At 74.1% G+C, this 19,695-nt stretch carries 15 protein-coding genes; 10 read left to right on the plus strand and 5 right to left on the minus strand.

What is annotated here, in order from left to right:
• The first annotated feature begins 12 nt into the window (after positions 1-12).
• Positions 13-1,419: a sensor histidine kinase gene (locus tag QI554_RS20990; protein WP_281471701.1), complete on the plus strand. Its 1,407-nt coding sequence runs from the start codon at positions 13-15 to the stop codon at positions 1,417-1,419.
• A gap of 3 nt (positions 1,420-1,422) precedes the next feature.
• On the opposite strand, the gene QI554_RS20995 is transcribed toward QI554_RS20990, so the two are convergent.
• Complete coding sequence (locus QI554_RS20995; protein ID WP_281471702.1) at positions 1,423-3,387, minus strand: bifunctional serine/threonine-protein kinase/glutamate ABC transporter substrate-binding protein; 1,965 nt, start codon at positions 3,385-3,387, stop codon at positions 1,423-1,425.
• A gap of 121 nt (positions 3,388-3,508) precedes the next feature.
• Entirely contained in the window at positions 3,509-4,510 is a 1,002-nt protein-coding gene (locus QI554_RS21000) for a TAXI family TRAP transporter solute-binding subunit (RefSeq protein ID WP_281471703.1), read from the minus strand.
• 52 nt (positions 4,511-4,562) lie between these two features.
• Between QI554_RS21000 and miaB the strand changes: the two genes are divergently transcribed.
• Positions 4,563-6,047: a tRNA (N6-isopentenyl adenosine(37)-C2)-methylthiotransferase MiaB gene (gene miaB, locus QI554_RS21005; protein ID WP_281471704.1), complete on the plus strand. Its 1,485-nt coding sequence runs from the start codon at positions 4,563-4,565 to the stop codon at positions 6,045-6,047.
• A 239-nt stretch (positions 6,048-6,286) separates the two neighbouring features.
• Here miaB and QI554_RS21010 read toward each other — a convergent pair whose 3' ends face one another.
• Positions 6,287-6,877 (minus strand): histidine phosphatase family protein, encoded by a 591-nt coding sequence (locus QI554_RS21010; RefSeq protein WP_281471705.1) that lies wholly within the window; start codon positions 6,875-6,877, stop codon positions 6,287-6,289.
• Between the two features lie 34 nt (positions 6,878-6,911).
• On the opposite strand from QI554_RS21010, the gene QI554_RS21015 reads away from it, so the two are divergent.
• Positions 6,912-7,607, plus strand: coding sequence for a class III extradiol ring-cleavage dioxygenase family protein (locus tag QI554_RS21015; RefSeq protein WP_281471706.1), 696 nt, complete (start codon positions 6,912-6,914; stop codon positions 7,605-7,607).
• 132 nt (positions 7,608-7,739) lie between these two features.
• Here QI554_RS21015 and QI554_RS43405 read toward each other — a convergent pair whose 3' ends face one another.
• A complete protein-coding gene (locus QI554_RS43405; protein ID WP_343230801.1) occupies positions 7,740-8,270 on the minus strand; it encodes an antitoxin in 531 nt (176 codons plus the stop codon).
• Between the two features lie 149 nt (positions 8,271-8,419).
• Between QI554_RS43405 and miaA the strand changes: the two genes are divergently transcribed.
• The 6 genes from miaA (at position 8,420) to hflX (ending at position 16,276) form a co-directional block, all read left to right on the plus strand.
• The gene (gene miaA, locus QI554_RS21025) at positions 8,420-9,385 is read left to right on the plus strand and encodes a tRNA (adenosine(37)-N6)-dimethylallyltransferase MiaA (RefSeq protein WP_281471707.1); all 966 of its coding nucleotides are present in this window, start codon (positions 8,420-8,422) and stop codon (positions 9,383-9,385) included.
• Positions 9,386-9,976: 591 nt separating this feature from the next.
• Positions 9,977-11,770: a gamma-glutamyltransferase gene (ggt, locus tag QI554_RS21030; protein WP_281471708.1), complete on the plus strand. Its 1,794-nt coding sequence runs from the start codon at positions 9,977-9,979 to the stop codon at positions 11,768-11,770.
• Positions 11,771-11,883: 113 nt separating this feature from the next.
• Positions 11,884-12,738 carry a diaminopimelate epimerase gene (dapF, locus tag QI554_RS21035; protein WP_281471709.1) on the plus strand — a complete coding sequence of 285 codons (855 nt, stop codon included), beginning with the start codon at positions 11,884-11,886 and terminating at the stop codon, positions 12,736-12,738.
• 144 nt (positions 12,739-12,882) lie between these two features.
• Positions 12,883-13,641: an SCO6745 family protein gene (locus QI554_RS21040; RefSeq protein WP_281471710.1), complete on the plus strand. Its 759-nt coding sequence runs from the start codon at positions 12,883-12,885 to the stop codon at positions 13,639-13,641.
• A gap of 178 nt (positions 13,642-13,819) precedes the next feature.
• On the plus strand, positions 13,820-14,602 hold the full coding sequence (locus tag QI554_RS21045) for a DUF4097 family beta strand repeat-containing protein (RefSeq protein WP_281471711.1): 783 nt from the start codon (positions 13,820-13,822) through the stop codon (positions 14,600-14,602).
• A gap of 162 nt (positions 14,603-14,764) precedes the next feature.
• Positions 14,765-16,276: a GTPase HflX gene (gene hflX / locus QI554_RS21050; protein WP_281471712.1), complete on the plus strand. Its 1,512-nt coding sequence runs from the start codon at positions 14,765-14,767 to the stop codon at positions 16,274-16,276.
• A 106-nt stretch (positions 16,277-16,382) separates the two neighbouring features.
• Here the strand turns inward: hflX and QI554_RS21055 are convergent, their stop codons facing one another.
• The gene (locus QI554_RS21055) at positions 16,383-17,537 is read right to left on the minus strand and encodes a trypsin-like serine peptidase (protein ID WP_281471713.1); all 1,155 of its coding nucleotides are present in this window, start codon (positions 17,535-17,537) and stop codon (positions 16,383-16,385) included.
• 350 nt (positions 17,538-17,887) lie between these two features.
• Here QI554_RS21055 and QI554_RS21060 point away from each other — a divergent pair, with 350 nt between their 5' ends.
• Complete coding sequence (locus QI554_RS21060) at positions 17,888-19,507, plus strand: diaminobutyrate--2-oxoglutarate transaminase (RefSeq protein WP_281471714.1); 1,620 nt, start codon at positions 17,888-17,890, stop codon at positions 19,505-19,507.
• The last annotated feature ends 188 nt before the right edge of the window (positions 19,508-19,695 follow it).

Below are 19,695 nucleotides of genomic sequence, written 5' to 3' on the forward strand. Positions count from 1 at the left end.
ACCTGACCGTTCATGCGCACCCGACTCCTCGCCCTGCTGCTCGCCCTCATGGCCGCGGCGCTGCTCGCGCTGGGCATCCCGCTTGCGGTGTCCCGCGCGGGCGGCTACCAGCAGGACGTCGTCCGCGACCGCAGCGACGACACCGCCCGCTTCGCCGCCGACTACCAGACCACGATGGTCAGCGACGAGCAGCAGGACTCCAAGGCGTCCAGCGGCGTCAACGCGGACGCGCTGGGCGCCGAACTGGCCGTGTTCGAGCACGTCTACGGCATCAAGGCGGCCATCCTCAACCGGCAGGGCCACCCCCTCGTCGGCCAGTACACGCTGCCCGCCACCGGGCAGGCCGCCGCGGCCTTCCAGGACGCCCGCGCCGGCCACCGCAGCAAGGACCCCGCCCAGGTGTGGCCGTGGGAGGACCGGCGCATCGTCGTCGCCGTGCCCGTCATCCACCGGGGCGACGTCGTCGCGGTCGCCATCACCGAGTCGCCCACCGCCAAGATGCGCGCCAAGACCATCGACTCCTGGCTTTTCCTGGCCGCCGGGGAGGCCGTCGCGCTGCTCGCCGCGCTGCTGGCCGCCAACCGGCTCACCGGGTCGATCCTGCGGCCCGTGAAGGTCCTCGACGCCGCCACCCACGAGATCGCCACCGGGCGCCTCGGCGTCCGCGTCGCGGCCGCGCAGGGCCCGCCCGAGCTGCGCCGGCTCGCGAAGTCGTTCAACGAGATGGCCGACAACGTCGAGACCGTCGTCGAACAGCAGCGCGCCTTCTCCGCCGACGCCTCGCACCAGCTGCGCAACCCGCTGTCGGCGCTCATGCTGCGCATCGAGGAGCTCGGCCTGTCCCTGGCGCCCGAGGACCAGCCGACCCTCGACGGCGTCCGCGACGAGGGCCGCAGGCTCAGCTACGTCCTGGACGAACTCCTCGAACTCGCGCTCGCCGAGAACGCCGCCAACAGCGGCGCGGAACGCGTCCCCGTCGACGTCGCCGACCTGGTCCGCGAACGCCTCGACGCCTGGGAGCCCGTCGCCCGCGGCCGCGGCCAGGCCTTCGACCAGCAGGGCCCGCGCGCCCTCACCGGGCACGTCGACCCCATCGCGCTCGGCAGCGCGCTCGACGCCATCCTCGACAACGCCCTCAAGTTCAGCCCCGACGACGCCACGGTCACCGTCGGCGTCGCGGCCGTCGGAGGCCGCCTGGAGATCCGCGTCGCCGACCGCGGGCCCGGCCTCGGCACCGAGGAACTGCGCCGCGTCGGCGACCGCTTCTGGCGCAGCCCGCACCACTCCAACATCGACGGCTCCGGGCTCGGCCTGTCCATCGCCCGCACCCTGCTGCGCGCCACCGGCGGGCACCTCGACTTCGCCGCCCGCGACGGCGGCGGCCTCATCGTGACGGTGACCGTCGACCGCGCCGGGTGACCGTCAGCCCGCCTGGGCCGCGCACTTGGGCGGGCGCGGCTGGAGCAGCCCCAGCGGGCCCAGCGTGGCGTCGTAGGCCCGCTGCCAGTCGCCGTTCGCCACGTGCCGGTTCAGCGCCTTGCACACCGCGTTCGCCAGCGCCGTGTCGCCGCGGGTCAGGCCGATGCCGTACGGCTCGTCGGAGAACGGGCTGCCGAGCACCCGCAGCTCCGCCGGGTGCTGCGCGACGAAGCCCGCCAGGATCGTGTCGTCGGTGCTGACCGCGCGGACCTTGTTCTGCAGCAGCTCGTCCACGCACTCCGAGTACTTGCCGCGCTCGGACACCTGCATGGTCGGGAACTTCTGCCGCACCCGTGCCGCGGACGTCGACTCGCGCACGACGCACACCGAGCTGCCCGCGAGGTCCTCGGGGCGCTTGGCGTCCTGATCCTCCTTGCGCACCAGGAAGTCCTGCCCCGCGACGTAGTACGGGCCCGCGAACGACACGCGCGTGAGCCGGTCCGGGTTGATCGTGTAACTCGCCACCACCAGGTCGACCTGGCCCGACGCTATCCGGTACTCGCGGCCCTGCGTCTCGACGTCGACGAACCGGATCCGGTTGGCGAAGCCCAGGTCGGCGGCCACCATGCGGGCGATCTCGTCGTCGAAGCCCGCGTACTGGCCGTCCGCGCCCTTCTCGCTCAGGCCCGGCTGGTCCGGCTTCACGCCGACGATGACGTAGCCGCGCTGCACCATCGCCTTGAACGTCTCCGACCGCGCCTTGACGTCGGCCAGCGGATCGTCCTTGCCGTCCTTGCCGACCGCGCTGATGACCGCGACGGTCACCGCGATCAGCACCAGCGCGACGACCGCGCCGATGACCGCGTACAGGCGCCGCTTGCGCGACCGCGGCGCGCCACCGCCTGCGCCGCCGTCGCCGGCACCGCCTCGCGTGGCACCGGAACCGCCTCCCGCGCCCTCCTGAGGGCCGCTGGGGCCGTCCCCGGCCCACGTCGGCTCCACGGGGGCCGCGCCGCCCGCCGGCTTACGAGGCGAGGGCAGCACCTCGCCGCCCCACGTGGGGGCGAGCCCGTCCTGTATGACGCGGGTGAGAAGCTCCTCGGCCTCCTTGGCGTCCATCCGCGCCACGGGGTCCTTGCGCAGCAGGCCCAGCACGACCGGCTCCAGGTCGCCCGCGTACCGCGGCGGATGCGGGTCGTGGCGCACGACCGCCTCGACGACCTCCACCGGCGACGCGCGCGAGAACGGCGGACGGCCCTCGACGATCTCGTACAGCGTCGCGCCGAGCGACCACAGGTCCGACGCCGGGTCCAGCGGCGTCGCGGCACTGGTGCTCATCGTCGCCGCGTCGGCGCCCGGCACGTCCTCCGGCCTGCCCGCCGTGAAGCGTTCGGCGCGCTCGGGGGCGAGATAGCCGGGCGTGCCCAGCAGTTCGCCGACCTGCGTCACCTGCGGGGCGTCCGCGAACGTCGCGATGCCGAAGTCGGTGAGCACCACCCGGCCGTCGAGGCCCAGCAGCACGTTCGCCGGCTTCACGTCCCGGTGCAGAACCCCCTTGGCGTGCGCCGCCCGCAGCGCGCGCAGCACGTCCAGGCCGATCCGCGCCGCCTCGGCGAACTCCAGCCGGCCCTCACTGCGGATCACCTCGGCCAGCGACCGCGAGATCACCAGCTCCATGACGATCCACGGCCGGCCGTCCTCCTCGAACACGTCGTGGACGGTCACCACGTTCTCGTGCCGGATCCGCGCCGCGGCGGTCGCCTCGCGCTTGCTGCGCTCCAGCCACGAGCGCTGCGCGGCCTCGTCCAACGAAGGCGGCAGCAACAGCTCCTTGACGGCGACCTCGCGCCCCAGCGCGGTGTCCACGGCGAGCCACACCTCGCCCATGCCGCCCCGGCCCAGACTGCGGCTCAGGCGGTACCGCTGGTTCAGCACACGGCCGACATCGCCTTCGGACACGGCGGTCACGCCCTCCTCCCGGGTGCGACAGGGCGTTCTGACAGGGGGTCAGAGTCTAGAAGCCCACCAAACCGTCGATTCAGGCCCCCAGCATGTTGCATCGGACGCTCTACGCGCGACGTCGTCCGCATCACGGTTTTGCCGAGCGGTACCAAAGCCGGGCGCCGTCGTGCAGCGGCAGCGGCGGATCCGTGAAGATCGCCGTCCGCGGATCAACCAACTGGGCGGCGTGCACCACGCTGCCGATGGCCTCGCGGTTGCCCATCACCGTGCCCGTGACCCGTCGGATCAGCCCCGTGTCCGTGTCCGCGCGGGTCACCATCAGGTTCGGCACCGCCACCGTGGGGACCTCGACCCCGCCGCTGTAGGCGTCCGACGGGATGACGGCCTCGCGGTACACCTGGCCGTACTGCTCGCGCAGCCGCTTGGCGATGTCCCCGAGCGGGACGAACTTCACCTCCGCCTGGCCCGCCAGGTCAGTCACCGCGCCGGTCGGCAGGCCGCCGGACCAGAAGAACGCGTCCACCTGCCGGTCCCGCAGCTGCGAGGCCGCGTCCCCGATGCCCAGGCGCACCGGCACCAGGTCGCGCTCGGCGTCCATGCCCTGCGTCGCCAGGATCCGCCGCGCGATCAGCTCCACACCCGACCCGGCGGGGCCGATCACCACGCGCAGGCCCTTCAGGTCCTTGACCGACTGCACCGGCGAGTCCTTGAGGACCACCAGCTGCACGTAGTCGTCGTACAGCCGTGCGATCGCCCGCAGCTGTCCGCGCAGGTCCGCGGGCAGGTTCGCCACCGAGTCGGCGGTCGCGATGCCGAGCGTGTCCCGCTGGTCGATCACCCGCTCCAGGTTCTCCACGGAGCCGCCGGTTTCGTCGACGGTCACCTTCGAGGAGAGGTCCGCGGACAGGCGCGGCGCCAGCAGCTGCGCGTACCGGTTGTAGACACCCGTCTTCACGCCGGTCGCTATCGACACCGGCCCGCCGCGGTACGGCGCGTCGTCGTCCGAACTGATCCACAGACCGCCCGCGAACAGCACAAGCGCGGTCACGAGCACGACCACGACCACCGTCCGGGTGCGGCGCACCGGGACGGTGATGGGGGTGGTGCCCTGCTGCTGGGCCTGACGCATGCGGGGATCCTGTCCGTGTGGGCCCGGAGACCGCGTAATCTTGGTTCTCGATATGAGCGCGCGATCCTACGAGGTGCGCACCTACGGGTGCCAGATGAACGTCCACGACTCCGAGCGGCTGTCCGGCCTGCTGGAGGGCGCGGGCTATGTCCGCGCGGCTGCGGGCGAAGAGGCCGACGTCGTCGTCTTCAACACCTGCGCCGTGCGGGAGAACGCCGACAACCGGCTGTACGGCAATCTCGGCCACCTCGCGCCGAAGAAGGCCAAACGCCCCGGCATGCAGATCGCCGTCGGCGGCTGCCTCGCCCAGAAGGACCGCGACACCATCGTCGCCAAGGCCCCGTGGGTCGACGTGGTGTTCGGCACCCACAACATCGGCTCGCTGCCGGTGCTGCTGGAGCGCGCCCGCGTCCAGGAAGAGGCGCAGGTCGAGATCCTCGAGTCGCTCGACGTGTTCCCGTCGACGCTGCCCACCCGGCGCGAGTCGGCGTACGCGGCCTGGGTGTCGGTCTCCGTCGGCTGCAACAACACGTGCACGTTCTGCATCGTGCCCGCGCTGCGCGGCAAGGAGAAGGACCGCCGCCCCGGCGACGTCCTCGCCGAGATCGAGGCGCTCGTCGCCGAGGGCGTGATCGAAGTCACGCTGCTCGGCCAGAACGTGAACGCCTACGGCTCCGACATGGGCGACCGCGAGGCGTTCTCGAAGCTGCTGCGCGCCTGCGGCCAGATCGAGGGCCTCGAGCGCGTCCGCTTCACCTCGCCGCACCCGCGGGACTTCACCGACGACGTCATCGCCGCGATGGCCGAGACGCCCAACGTCATGCACCAGCTGCACATGCCGCTGCAGTCCGGCTCGGACGACGTGCTGCGCGCCATGCGGCGCTCCTACCGGCAGGACCGCTACCTCGGCATCATCGAGCGCGTGCGCGCGGCGATGCCCGACGCGGCGATCTCGACCGACATCATCGTGGGCTTCCCCGGCGAGACCGACGCCGACTTCGAGCAGACCATGCACGTCGTCCGCGAGGCGCGCTTCGCCAACGCGTTCACGTTCCAGTACTCCAAGCGCCCGGGCACGCCCGCGGCGACGATGGACGGCCAGATCCCCAAGGCCGTCGTCCAGGAGCGCTACGAGCGCCTCGTCGCGCTGCAGGACGAGATCTCGTGGGACGAGAACAAGCGCCAGGTCGGCCGGACGCTCGAGGTGCTGGTCGCCGAGGGCGAGGGCCGCAAGGACGAGGCCACCGCGCGGCTGTCCGGGCGTGCCCCCGACAACCGCCTGGTGCACTTCGAGCGCCCGGCGGAGGACGTCCGCCCCGGCGACGTCGCGACCGTCGAGATCACCTACGCCGCCCCGCACCACCTGCTCGCGGAGGGCCCGACCCTGGCCGTCCGCCGCACGCGCGCGGGCGACGCATGGGAGCGCCGCAGCGGAGCGAAGACGGCCCCGGCGGCGCCTGGAGTTCTCCTCGGAATCCCGAAGATCGGCGCCCCGGCCGCAGAGCCGGAGCCCGCGGCGCCCTGCTGTGGGGACTGACCCGGGACTGACCCGGGACTGACTCGGGACTGACTCGGGACTGACTCGGGACTGACCGGGCCTGATCCGTGCGGACTGACCGGGGGGCTGATCCGTGAGGTGAGGCCCGCGCGGACAGTACGACGATCACACGCCCCCTGTGGACAGGCCTGCTCTCCGCTGCCCGCATTCCTGCTGTGCACTGCCGCAGGGGGCGCACAAAACCGGTACGACCATCACGCCGGGCGTGCCCGGCGCGCTCAGGCCTGGCGGTTCCAGCCGGTCATCACCGGTTCGCCGTGTTCGTAGCCGAGCGTTGACACGGCGGCGGTCGCCAGGGCGAACAGGCGGCCGTCGGTCGGCGGGAGGCCCAGCCACCTGGCGGTGAGCACGCGCAGCACGTGGCCGTGGGCGATCAGCGCGACGTCCTCGTCGGCGGCCAGGATGGGGCGGACGCGGTCGAGTACGCGGTCGACGCGGGCGCCGACCTTGTCGGCCTGCTCGCCGGGGTGCTCGGCGTCGCCGGGGACCACCCCGTCGCGCCACAGGTACCAGCCGGGCACGGTCTCGCGGATCTGCGCCGTCGTCAGGCCCTCGTAGCCGCCGTAGTCCCACTCCATCAGGTCCGGGTCGGGCTCGGCGTCCGCGAGTCCGGCGAGCGCCGCGGTGTCGCGGGCCCGCTGCAGCGGGCTGGTCAGCACGAGGCCGAACCGCCGCCCCGCGACGAGCCGTCCCGCTTCGCGGGCCTGCCGTTCGCCGTCGGGGGTGAGCGGGAGGTCGGTGCGGCCGGTGTGGCGGCCGTCGCGGCTCCACTCCGTCTCGCCGTGCCGGATGATCGTGAGCTGCGCCATGAGCCCATGAGATCACGCCGGGTAGTCTCGTGCCGTGCTCGTTGCCGCTGCCGTGTGTCCTCATCCGCCCCTGCTGGTCCCCGAGCTCGCCGCCGGTGCGGCGGGGGAGTTGGACGTGTTGCGTGCCGCGTGCGACGCCGCCGTCGCGTCGCTGGCCGCCGCCCGTCCCGACCGGGTCGTCGTGGTCGGGACCGGCCCCGAGTCGGTCGACTACGCGTCGGGCGGCACCGGGTCGTTCGCGCCGCTGGGCGTCGACGTCACGGTGCGCCTCGGCGCCGGGGGAGCCGGCAAGCCGCTTCCACTGTCGCTGTCGGTCGCCGCGTGGCTGCTCGCCCGCGGGACGGTCGAGGTGCCGGTGTCCGGCCTGGCCGTCGCGCCGGACGCGGACGCCGCCGACTGCCTGGCGTCCGGCGCCGAACTGGCCGCGGGCGACGAGCGGATCGCGCTGCTGGTGATGGGCGACGGGTCCGCGTGCCGTACGGAGAAGGCGCCCGGGTACCTGGACGACCGGGCCGCGGCGTACGACGCCGCGGTGGCCGCCGCGCTGGGCGGGGGAGACGTGCAGGCGCTCGCCGGCCTGGACCCCGAGCTGTCCGACGAACTGTGGGTCGGGGGCCGGGCCGCCTGGCAGGTCCTGGCGGGCGCGGCGGACGGCGCGGGACTGGCGGCGCGGCTGACGTACGACGACGCCCCTTACGGCGTGGGCTACTTCGTCGCCGAGTGGCACTGACCGGCTGAGCTCGAGAACGCGCGTCGGGGGGCCCCCGGGCGTGCCCGGGGCGCCCCCCCCCCGGGGGTGGGGCGGGCGGGGGGGGGGGCGGGCGGCCCCCCCCCCCACGCCGGGTCTGTCGGACGGACTCCGTCAGGCGGGCGGGTTCTCGCCGTCGGAGGGTGCCGCCTCGGGCGCGGGCTCGGCGGCCTGCGGCGCGTCGTCGGGGGTGTCGTCGATGCCGAGGACGTCCTTGGCCTTCTCCGCGCCCGCGTCGATCTGGTCGCCGTACTTGCCGCCGGTCTTCTCGTCGACCACGTCCGCGGCCTTGTCGACGGCCTGGGACGCCTTGTCGCCGTGCGGGGCCAGCTTCTCCTTGATGGTGTCCAAGAGACCCATGTCCTGCTCTCCTTCGGCCTCCCCGGCCGGGGACGCCGGCCTGGGGACTGGTACGAGTGTCGCTTCGGGGGCGCCGTCCGCGGCCTCGGGCGCGGCCTCGGCCTCGGGTGCGGTCTCGGGCGCGTCCTCGCACCCGTCCGACTTCTGGGCGGGAAGGCAGCACCCGGTCGCGGGCCGCTCCTCGACGAGGGTCCCGACGCTTCCGGGCTGCTCCGGCTCCGCGGAAACGGTGTCCTGCGCGGCGGCCGGGCTGGAACCACGCCTGAACCAGTCGAAAACGCCCATTTAGTGCTCCTTGACCCTACGTCGAACGTGACAAACGTGCATGTCGTGCCGCAAGACAACGACTGCGACGCGGGAGCGGTTATGTGACAGGACCGGGCCGTACCGCATCGGGTGACGGGCGGTAGCCGCAGTTCCGGCAGACTTGTCCCGTGAGCGCGCGATCCCTCCCCGAACCCGAGTCCGACCGGCCGCAGGCCTCCGCACCCGACGGTGCCCGGCCGCGCGTCGTCGCCGTCGTCGGGCCCACCGCGGCCGGCAAGTCCGACCTGGGCGTCGCGCTCGCGCGGGCGCTGGGCGGGGAGGTCGTCAACACCGACTCGATGCAGCTGTACCGCGGCATGGACATCGGCACCGCCAAGCTGACCGTTGCCGAACGAGGCGGCGTCCCGCACCACCTGCTGGACGTGTGGGACGTGACACGCACCGCCAGCGTCGCCGAGTACCAGCACGACGCCCGCGCCGTCGTCGACGCGCTGCTGGCCGCGGGGCGCACGCCCGTCCTGGTCGGCGGCTCCGGCCTGTACGTGCGGGCCGTCGTCGACGACCTGGAGTTCCCGGGCACCGACCCGGCCGTCCGCGCGCGCCTCGAACGCGAGCTGGACGCCGAGGGATCGGGGGCGCTGCACGCGCGCCTCGCGGGACTCGACCCGGCCGCGGCGACGGCGATCCTGCCGAGCAACGGGCGGCGCATCGTGCGCGCGCTGGAGGTCATCGAGATCACCGGCCGCCCGTTCACCGCGACCCTGCCGGGCCCGGTGCCGGTGTACGACTGCGTGCAGATCGGCGTCGACGTCCCGCGCCCGACGCTCGACCAGCGCATCGACGCGCGCGTCGAACGCATGTGGCGCGAAGGGCTCGTCGACGAGGTCCGCACCCTCGAGAAGCACGGCCTGCGCGACGGCGTCACCGCCTCGCGCGCGCTCGGCTACGCCCAGGTCCTGCAGCAACTGGTCGGCGAGATCAGCGAGGCCGACGCGAAGACCGACACCGCCCGCGCCACCCGCCGCTTCGCCCGCCGCCAGGACACCTGGTTCCGCCGCGACACCCGCGTCCGCTGGCTGGCGTACGACCGCCCTGACCTGGTGGACGAGGCCCTGCGGCAGGTGGCGTTCTAGCACCGGGGCCGACGCCGGGGCCGGGCCGCGCAGACCTGCCCGCGTGGCTCGGCCGGGCGGCGGGTCCGCGTCGGGCGGCGCTTGCGCCGACGCGTCTACGCGTGACCTGGCCCGCCGCCCGAGCGCGGCGCGGCGCGTGGCGGGCGCGGCGGGACGTCCGTGGCTGCGGCGCACGGTGCACGGCCCGGCCCCGGCCGCGCCGGAGGTTGACGACGTCGCAGTGTCCTTCATCGGTGGGCGCCGTCTCGGTCGGGCCGGGCGCGCGGCGTTCTCCCTGCGGCCCTCGCCGGGCCGGCCGCGCCCGGTGTGCCGGCCTCCGGCGCGCGCCGCGAAATACTTCGCCCACGCCTCATCCAACCCCCGTTTTCCGCAAGCCTGTTCGGGCGATCGCGTTCGAACGGTCGTTTCGGCTACCCCGATGCGGGTGAACATCCGCCCGGTGCCTCGATTTCGGCTGTGGCGGGTGGGGCGCCGGTGGCACCGTTGATCCGTCGTCGTCGCGTTCCGGGGGAGGTCGTCGTGGTCGGTTCGTCCACACGGGCAAGGGAGTTCAGGCGCGGGCCGGGCTCCCGGGCGGGGTCGTGGCCGGGGGTGCGCCGGTGGGTCGCGGGCGCGGCCGCGGCGGCGCTCGTGGTCCTCGCCTCGCCGGCCGCGTCGGCCGATCCCGCGGCGAGCGGCGCCATCCCCAAGGTCCCGGTCATGACCGGCTTCGGCGGCGCCGTCTCCAGCGTCGACGCCGACGCGACGCGGATCGGCCTCGAGGTGCTGCGCCGCGGAGGCAACGCGGTCGACGCGGCGGTCGCCACCGCGGCCGCGCTCGGCGTCACCGAGCCCTACTCGGCCGGCATCGGCGGCGGCGGGTACTTCGTCTACTACGACGCCCGCACCCGCACCGTGCACACCATCGACGGCCGCGAGACCGCGCCGTCGCGCATGACCGAGACCGCGTTCATCGACCCGGCGACCGGCAAGCCGCTGCCGTTCGACCAAGGCGTCAACTCGGGGCTGTCCGTCGGCGTGCCCGGCACGGCGGCGACCTGGCAGCACGCGCTCGACGCGTGGGGCACCCTCAGCCTGCGCAAGGCCCTCGACCCGGCGGCCGACCTCGCGCAGCGCGGGTTCACGGTGGACGCGACGTTCCAGGCGCAGACCGCCGCGAACCAGACCCGGTTCGACGACATCGTGCCGACCCGCGACCTGTTCCTGCCCGGCGGTGCGCCGCCCGCGGTCGGCAGCACCTTCCGCAACCCCGACCTCGCCAGGACCTACCGGCAGTTGGGCCGCGAGGGCGTCGACTGGCTGTACCGCGGCGGGCTCGGCCGCGAGGTGGTCTCGACCGTCCAGGCGCCCCCGGTGGCGCCGGACGCGGACCGGGTGTTCCGCCCGGGCCTGATGCAGCAGCGCGACCTGTCCGCGTACTCGGTGATCGACCGCAAGCCCACCCGCGTCGACTACCGCGGCCTGCAGGTCTACGGCATGCCGCCGTCCTCGTCGGGCGGCTCGACGGTCGCGGAGTCGCTCAACATCCTCGAGAACGTCGACCTGAAGAGCATGGACGCGGCGACGGCCACGCACTACTACCTGGAGGCGACCCGGCTCGCCTTCGCCGACCGCAACCGCTACGTCGGCGACCCGGCGTTCGTCGACGTCCCGCTGCGCGGCCTGCTGTCGCAGGGCTTCGCCGACGAGCGGGCCTGCCGCATCGACCCCGCGCACGCCGGGGTGAGCCCGGTCGCGCCGGGCGACCCCACGGCGCCCTACGAGGGCTGCGGCACGACCGTCGGCGCCGGTGAGCCGGAGCCGTACGAAGGGCTGTCGACCACGCACCTGACCGCCGCCGACCGGTGGGGCAACGTCGTGGCGTACACGCTGACCATCGAGCAGACCGGCGGCAGCGCCATCACCGTGCCCGGGCGCGGGTTCCTGCTCAACAACGAGCTGACCGACTTCAGCTTCGCGCCGCTGTTCCCGGGCGTCCCGGACCCGAACCTGCCGGCGCCGGGCAAGCGGCCGCGCAGCAGCATGTCGCCGACGATCGTGCTCAAGGGCGGCAAGCCGTACCTCGCCCTCGGATCCCCGGGCGGCGCGACCATCATCACCACGGTGCTGCAGACCCTGGTCGGGCGGGTCGACCGCGGTCTGTCGCTGCTCGACGCGGTGGCCGCGCCACGGCTGTCGCAGCGCAACGGGGCCGCGACCGAGGCCGAGCCCGGGGTGCCGGCCGACCTGCGGGCCGCGTTGCAGGCCCGCGGGCACGTCCTGAAGGACAACCCGGAGATCGGCGCCGCCACGGCGCTGGAGTTCCTGCCGGGAGGCAGGATCCAGGCGGTCGCCGAGCCGGTCCGGCGCGGCGGCGGCTCGGCCGGGGTGGTGTGGCCGACGTGACCCCGGCCTGAGCGCGCCCGGGCGGGGCGGGCGCGCGGTGCTCCCGAACGTGGGCTCCCGCCGGGCTCCCGCCGCCCGGCGGGAGCCGCAGCCCCGGCCGTAAGATCGAACGCGTGAGCACTCTGCGTTTCCTCAAGGGCCACGGCACCGAGAACGACTTCGTGATCGTTCCCGACCCCGACGGCGCGCTGGACCTGGGCGCCGCCCAGGTCGCCGCGCTGTGCGACCGGCGGGCCGGCATCGGCGGCGACGGGCTGCTGCGCGTCGTCCGCTCGGCCAAGGACCCGGCGGCGGCGCACCTGGCCGACGAGGCCGAGTGGTTCATGGACTACCGCAACTCCGACGGCAGCATCGCGGAGATGTGCGGCAACGGCGTCCGGGTGTTCGCCCGCTACCTGGTCGCCGCGGGCGAGGCCGCGCCCGGCGAGCTGAGGGTCGCCACCCGCGGCGGGATCAAGCACGTCCGCGTCCCGGCGCAGGGCGACGTCACCGTCGACATGGGCGTCGCGCGGCTGCCCGGCTCGGACGGCATCGAGGTGGCGCTCGCGGACGGTAGCGTGCGCCCGGCGGTCAACGTCAACATGGGCAACCCGCACGCGGTGGTCTTCGTCGAGGACCTCGACCAGGCCGGCGACCTGTACACGGCGCCGCCGGTCACGCCGGCGTCGGCGTACCCGGACGGCGTCAACGTCGAGTTCGTCGTCGACCGGGCCCCCGGCCACGTCGCGATGCGCGTGCACGAGCGCGGCTCGGGCGAGACGCGGTCGTGCGGTACGGGCGCGTGCGCGGTCATGGTCGCGGCGGCGCGGCGCGACGGTGCGGAGCTGCCCGCGACGTACACCGTCGACGTGCCCGGCGGGCGCCTGGTGATCACCGAGCGTGCCGACGGGCACATCGAGATGACCGGCCCCGCTGCCCTGGTCGCCGACGGCGAGGTCGACCTGGACGCGCTGACCCTGCGCGGCTGAGCGGCGACCGGGTTCCGGCCGTGTCCCGGCGCCGCGGGCGGGGCCGCGTTGTGGCGCGTCCCACAAGGGCTCCCCGTGACCCCATCCCTTCGGCCCCCTCTGCTACAAACGCTTGACGCAGACAAGCGCATCGGAGGGGTCGTCATGAGCGGTTCTCGCATCGGCGTCGCGCGGAGCACCGCGCTCGCGGTCAAGCCCGCCGTCCAGCAGGTCGGCTCGAAGTTCTTCTTCGACCCGGCCACCGTCGCCCGCGGCACCGAACTGGGCTACGACGGACTGCAGTTCTACATCGCCGGCCGCGGCGGCGTGATCGGCGACGCCTCGGACACCGAGGTCGTGGACGCCTTCCACTACTTCGAGCCCGCCACCCTCGGCACCATGTGGGCGGCCGTCACCAAGATCGGGCCGGTGCGCGACGCCGCCGCCGCGTACGCCGAGTGCTGCCACGCGTGGGGCCGCGCCAAGCTCGCCGACCTGCCGGGCGTCGACCGCCTCGCCGCCCTGGCCGGCGCCATCACCGAGGCCAACGACCTGGGCGTCACCGGTCCGCTGTCCAGCGGCTGGCGCGCCATGCCGGTCGCCGACGACGCCCCGGCCGCCGCCATGCACCACCTCCAGACGCTCCGCGAGCACCGCAGCGACGTCCACGCGCTGGCGCTCAAGGCACTGCGCATCGCGCCGCTCGACGCGCAGATCGGCGAGCGGAAGAACGAGGGGATGATCAAGTTTTTCGGCTGGGCCGAGCCGTTCCCGGTCCTCGACGACGAGCTGAGCGCCCGCCGCGCCGAGGCCGAGGAGCTGACCGACGACCTCGTGGCCGCGGCCTACACCGTCCTGGACGACGCGGAGTGCGCCGAGTTCGCCGAACTCGCCCAGGCGGCGCTGACGCACGTCTCCGGCTGAGCGTCAACCCCCGTTCGTCTGAACCCTGTCAGGGGGAACCCGGAGAAAGTCGCTTCCGACCGGGCCGGTATCCCCCGTGGGGAGGACCGCGCGAGCCGGTCCCTCGGGCGAGGTGCGGCGGACGTCCACCGACCTACCGTGGAGGGACCGCCGCATACCCCGCCAGGAGGCACCCCCGATGTCCGCGCAGCCCCCGCAGTCCCCGCAGCCGCCCCGACCCCGCCACCACGGCGCCGCGACGTGGCCGGCCCCCGGCTCGTCCGCGCGGCGCCGCAGGCTCGCCGTCCTCATACCGGCGCTCGTCCTCGCGCCCGTGATGCTCGTCGCCTGCAAGGTCGACGTCGACGCGGACACCGAGAACAGCAACACCAACGCGTACGAGGTGAGCGGCAAGGTGACCAAGCTTTCCGTCGTCACCACCGCGGGCAAGGTCACCGTCACCGAGCAGGACGTGCAGGCCGTCAAGGTCACCGAGAACCGCCACTGGGAGAGCGGCACCGAGCCCACCACCAGCCACAACGTCACCGACGGCACCCTCAAGCTCGACTACAAGTGCGCCAAGAGCGACTGCTGGGTCTCCTACGACGTCATCGTGCCGCGCGGCACCGCCGCACACGTCGAGACCGACGCGGGCGAGGTCAAGCTCACCGGCCTGTCCGGCGCCATCGACGCCAGCACCACCGCCGGAAAGCTCACCGGCACCGGCCTGACCGCGAAGCAGGCCGTCGCCCGCACCTCCGCCGGGTCGCTCGACCTCGGCTTCACCGCCGCGCCCGACTCCGTGGACGCGAAGACCACCGCGGGCCGGGCCACCGTCCGGGTGCCGGGCAACCAGTCGTACAACGTCGACGTCGACGCGACCATCGGCGACACCGACGTCAAGGTGCCCAAGGACGCCAACAGCAGTCACAAGGTCACCGTGCGGACGACGGCGGGACAGGCGCGCGTCCTGGCGTCCTGACCGGCGGGGCGTCCTGACCCGGCGTCCCGGCCGGGTGTCCGACCCGCCGCGGCGCCGTGAAACCCGGGTGCCATGCGCGCGCCGCGCGTGGCACGATCGAGGTGACGGAATAATCCAGGCGCCAGGAAGAACCCAGGCCGGCGCCGCGTTGGACAGGACAATATGACCTCTGCATACGATCGCTCCCCGTACGACGACGACTCCGCGGTCGAGCTCTTCGACGACCTGGACCTTGACGGATTCGACGACGGCGAAGCGGGCGACGGCGCCGGGTCCGGTCCTGTGGGCGCGGGCTACGACGGCGACCAGTTCGACCTCGCCGACCGCCAGGCGCTGCGCCGCGTGGCGGGCCTGTCCACCGAGCTCGCCGACGTCACCGAGGTCGAGTACCGCCAGCTCCGCCTGGAGCGCGTGGTGCTCGTCGGTGTATGGACCGAAGGCACCGTCGAAGAGGCCGAGAACTCCATGCAGGAGCTCGCGGCCCTCGCCGAGACCGCCGGATCCGAGATCCTCGACGGCGTCATCCAGCGCCGCGACAAGCCGGACCCCGCGACCTACATCGGTTCGGGCAAGGCCAGGGAGCTGCGGGACATCGTCGTCGCGACCGGCGCCGACACCGTCGTCTGCGACGGTGAACTGACGCCCGGTCAGCTCATCCACCTGGAAGACGTGGTCAAGGTCAAGGTCGTCGACCGGACCGCGCTCATCCTCGACATCTTCGCCCAGCACGCCAAGTCCCGTGAGGGCAAGGCGCAGGTCTCGCTCGCGCAGATGCAGTACATGCTGCCGCGCCTGCGCGGCTGGGGTCAGTCGCTGTCCCGCCAGATGGGCGGCGGCGGCTCCGGCAGCAGCGGCGGCGGCATGGCCACCCGCGGTCCCGGTGAGACCAAGATCGAGACCGACCGGCGGCGCATCCGCGAGAAGATGGCCAAGATGCGCCGCGAGATCGCCGACATGAAGAAGGCGCGCGACACCAAGCGCGCCGAGCGGCGCCGCAACAAGGTGCCGTCGGTCGCGATCGCCGGCTACACCAACGCGGGCAAGTCCTCGCTGCTGAACCGGCTCACCGGCGCGGGCGTGCTGGTGGAGAACGCGCTGTTCGCCACCCTCGACCCGACGGTGCGCCGCAGCGAGACCCCGTCGGGCCGGCTCTACACGCTCGCCGACACGGTCGGCTTCGTGCGGCACCTGCCGCACCAGCTGGTCGAGGCGTTCCGCTCCACGCTGGAGGAGGTCGCGGACGCTGACCTCATCCTGCACATCGTGGACGGCTCGCACCCCGAGCCCGAGGCGCAACTCGCCGCGGTCCGCGAGGTGTTCGTCGAGGTCGACGCGCAGAACGTGCCGGAGATCGTGGTCGTCAACAAGGCGGACGCGGCCGACCCGCTGGTGCTGGCCCGCCTGCTGCGCCGCGAACCGCACGCGGTCGTGGTGTCGGCCAAGACCGGCCAGGGCATCGACGAGCTGTTGGCGCTCATCGACGACGAACTGCCGCGGCCCGAGGTCGAGGTCGAGGCGCTCGTCCCGTACCACCGCGGCGACCTGGTCGCCAAGGTGCACACGAGCGGCGAGCTCCTGGAGAGCGACCACCGGGCCGAGGGCACGTGGCTGCGCGCCCGGGTCGGTGCGGTGCTCGCGGCCGAGCTGCAGGACTTCGCGGTCGCCAACCACTGACGCCCGTTTCGTACGGCCCGCTTGTGACGGCGGGCCGCTCCCTTCCGGATTCCCGGTCGGAGCGGCCCGCCGTAACCGTTTCCGGGCCGCTTCGACGGCCGGCGGGCTAGCGCTTGACGGTGTCCAGCACGGCGCGGGCGTCCGCGCTCAGGTACGGGCCGGCGAGCCAGCTGTGGTCGGCGCCGCCGAGCGCGCTGTTGGCGATCAGCTTGAACCGGCCGTCGGGGCTCTTGGCGTACCACGCGCCGCCGCTCGCGCCGCCCGTCATCGTGCAGCCGATGCGCACCAGCGGCGGCGCGTTGGGGTCGACGGTCATGCGGCGCGGGTCCTGTTCGCAGCGGAACATCGTCAGGCCGTTGAACGGCGCGTCCTGCGGATAGCCGTAGACCCACACCTGCGGGAGCTCGCGCGGCGCGTCGAACCACAGCGGGATGGCCCGGCCGACGACCTCCTCCAGGCTGCGCGGGGAGCCGTTGGGGTTGCGGACGCGCACGACGCCGTAGTCGAACGCGCTGGCGGGGGAGGCGCCGCCGGTGCCGCCGTCCTTCCACTTCTGCGAGGTGGCGGCGTCGACGGCCCACCACAGGCCGAACGGCGAGACGGGGCCCGGGTCTTTGAGGTTGGCCAGCGTCGCGTGGCCGCCGCTGTTGAACGCGGGCACGAACTGCACGTTCTTGAACCAGCCGCCGCCGCGCCCGCCGTGCAGGCAGTGCCCGGCCGTCCAGACGAGGTTGCTGCGGCCGGGGTTGCGCGGGTCGGCGACGACGGTGCCGGTGCACACCGACGGGCCGTCGGGGGTGTCGAAGAACAGTTTGCCGGTGACGGCGTCGGTGTCGTAGGGGCGCGCGACCGGCGTGGCGTTGACGACGGGCGGCTTGGCCTCGGCGACCGCGTCGGGCAGTGGCGCGAGCGGGCCCGCGGGGCCGTCGGAGCCGCCCGGCGACGGTGTGGCGCCGGGGGAGCGGGGCGGTGTGGACGGCAACGGGCCGGGGGCGCCGGGGGATTCGACGACCTGCGGGTCGCGGGCGCGGGCCTGGCTCATGCGTTCGGGCGTCCAGTGCGTCGGATCGCCGGGATCGCCGAACGCCCCGTAGGCGAGGCTGTTGGCCGGGTCGGACGGCGGCCGTCCCGCGCTGTTGTCGAACGCCGCGGTGTCGCGGCCCGACCCGACGGACAGCGCCATCACGGTGCCGCCGACCAGGAGCGCGGTGGTGACCACCAGGGCGATCAGAAGCGTGCGCGCCGAACGCGTCACCCGCATCGACCTCCCCGTAGTCGCGCATGTGTGCGGCCGCGACCCGGCGCGGCTGACTGACGGTCACTATGCCCTAGCGGCGCGCCGTGCCGAAAAGGTGGTCCCTCAGGCCGTGTTCGCGGTGCCCTCGGATCGTTGGACAGAGGGCGCGGAACGGGCGGCGCGCGCGGTGTCGGCGACCGCGGCGGTTGGGCCTTTTCGTCCGGTTCGCGGCATGCGGGACGGATCACTCGAAACGGTGGCAATGGTTGCGATAGGTGACGAACCTCAGGTAAGCCTTACCTAACCCACGGTGAGCGCACGTGCGTTCGCCGTGTCCGCCGCCACGCACCCGCACCGCACCTGGAGGCCTGTCCATGACCGCCGCACTCAGCCGGGCCGACGACCACGCGGCGCACGCCGCCGCGGCCGGTCGCGGGTCACCGGCCGCAGCGCCGCCCGGCGCCCCCGCCGACACCGGGCCCGTGGACCCGCGCGACGGGATCCTCCAGCGCCAGTCCCGCCGCGAGTCCTCCGCGCGCACCTACGCCCGCTCGCTGCCCATCGTCCCCGTGCGGGCCCGCGGCATGACCATCGAAGGCGCCGACGGCCGCCGCTACTTGGACTGCCTGTCCGGCGCCGGCACGCTCGCCCTCGGCCACAACCACCCCGTGGTGCTCGAGGCCATCCGCGCGGTGCTCGACGCCGAGGCGCCGCTGCACGTCCTCGACCTCGCCACCCCCGTCAAGGACCGCTTCGTCGAAGCACTGTTCGAGACGCTGCCGCCGGAGTTCGCACGCGACGCCCGCATCCAGTTCTGCGGGCCGGCCGGCACCGACGGCGTCGAGGCCGCGCTCAAACTCGTGCGCACCGCCACCGGGCGGCGCGGCGTCCTCGCGTTCACCGGCGCCTACCACGGCATGACCGCGGGCGCCCTCGCCGTCAGCGGCGACACCGCCATCCGCGAGGCCATCGGCCCCGGCGCGGACGAAGTGACCAGGCTGCCCTACCCGTACGCGTACCGCTGCCCGTTCGGTGTCGGCGGCGGCGAGAGCGCCCGGCTCGCCGCCCGCTACACCGAGACCCTGCTCGACGACCCGGCCGGCGGCGTCGCCTCGCCCGCCGCGATGATCGTCGAGGCCGTGCAGGGCGAGGGCGGCGTCATCCCCGCCCCCGACGCCTGGCTGCGCGACATGCGGCGCATCACCGACGAGCGCGGCATCCCGCTCATCGTCGACGAGGTGCAGACCGGACTCGGTCGCACCGGCGCCTTCTGGGCCGTCGAACACAGCGGGGTCGTGCCCGACGTCATGGTCATCTCCAAGGCGGTCGGCGGATCGCTGCCGCTCGCCGTCATCGTCTACCGCGGCGACCTGGACCGCTGGTGGCCCGGCGCGCACGCCGGCACCTTCCGCGGCAACCAGCTGGCGATGGCCGCCGGCACCGCGACCATCGGCCACATCCGCCGGAACCGGCTCGAGGAACACGCCGCCCGCGTCGGCGCGCACCTCACCGCCGGGCTGCGGCGGCTCATGGACGAGCACCCCGCGATCGGCGACGTGCGCGGCCGCGGCCTGATGATCGGCGTCGAGATCGTCGACCCCGAGGCCGGACCCGGCGCCGACGGCGCCCGCCCGCCCGCGCCCGAACTCGCCGCCGCCGTCCGCGCGGCCGCGCTCGACCGCGGGCTCATCGTCGAACTCGGCGGCAGGCACTCCACCGTGGTCCGGCTGCTGCCGCCGCTGACCATGACCGACGCCCAGGCCGACGCCGTCCTCGAACGCCTCGCCGAGGCGGTGCCCGCCGCGCTGGCGGCCGTCCGCGCCGAGCCGGGCCGCGGTGTCGTGGCGCCGTGCCCGTCCCGCCCGTCCCGCGTCCGCGCGACGGAGTGCGGAGACCCCGGCGGGGGTAACGCCGAAACGGCCGAACGCCCGTACGAGCCCGGCCCGGACGGAGCCCCGCAGGGCGCCGTCGCGCCGCAGAGGAGGCCGGAGTGAACGGCGGGGGAGCGGTGGGTCCGAACGGCGAACGCCGGTTCCGCGCGCCGGCGGTCGCCGCCCGCGCGGGGCTTCAGGTGTGTGGGCTACCGGCGGTCGTGGAGCCTTCTCCGGGCTGCGGGGTGCGGCCCGGGTCGGCGAGCGGGCGTCGTGAACGCCGGTTCGGTGTGCGGGTGGCCGTCGGCCGC

This window comes from Yinghuangia seranimata (genome assembly GCF_029953285.1).
GTDB lineage: Bacteria > Actinomycetota > Actinomycetes > Streptomycetales > Streptomycetaceae > Yinghuangia > Yinghuangia seranimata.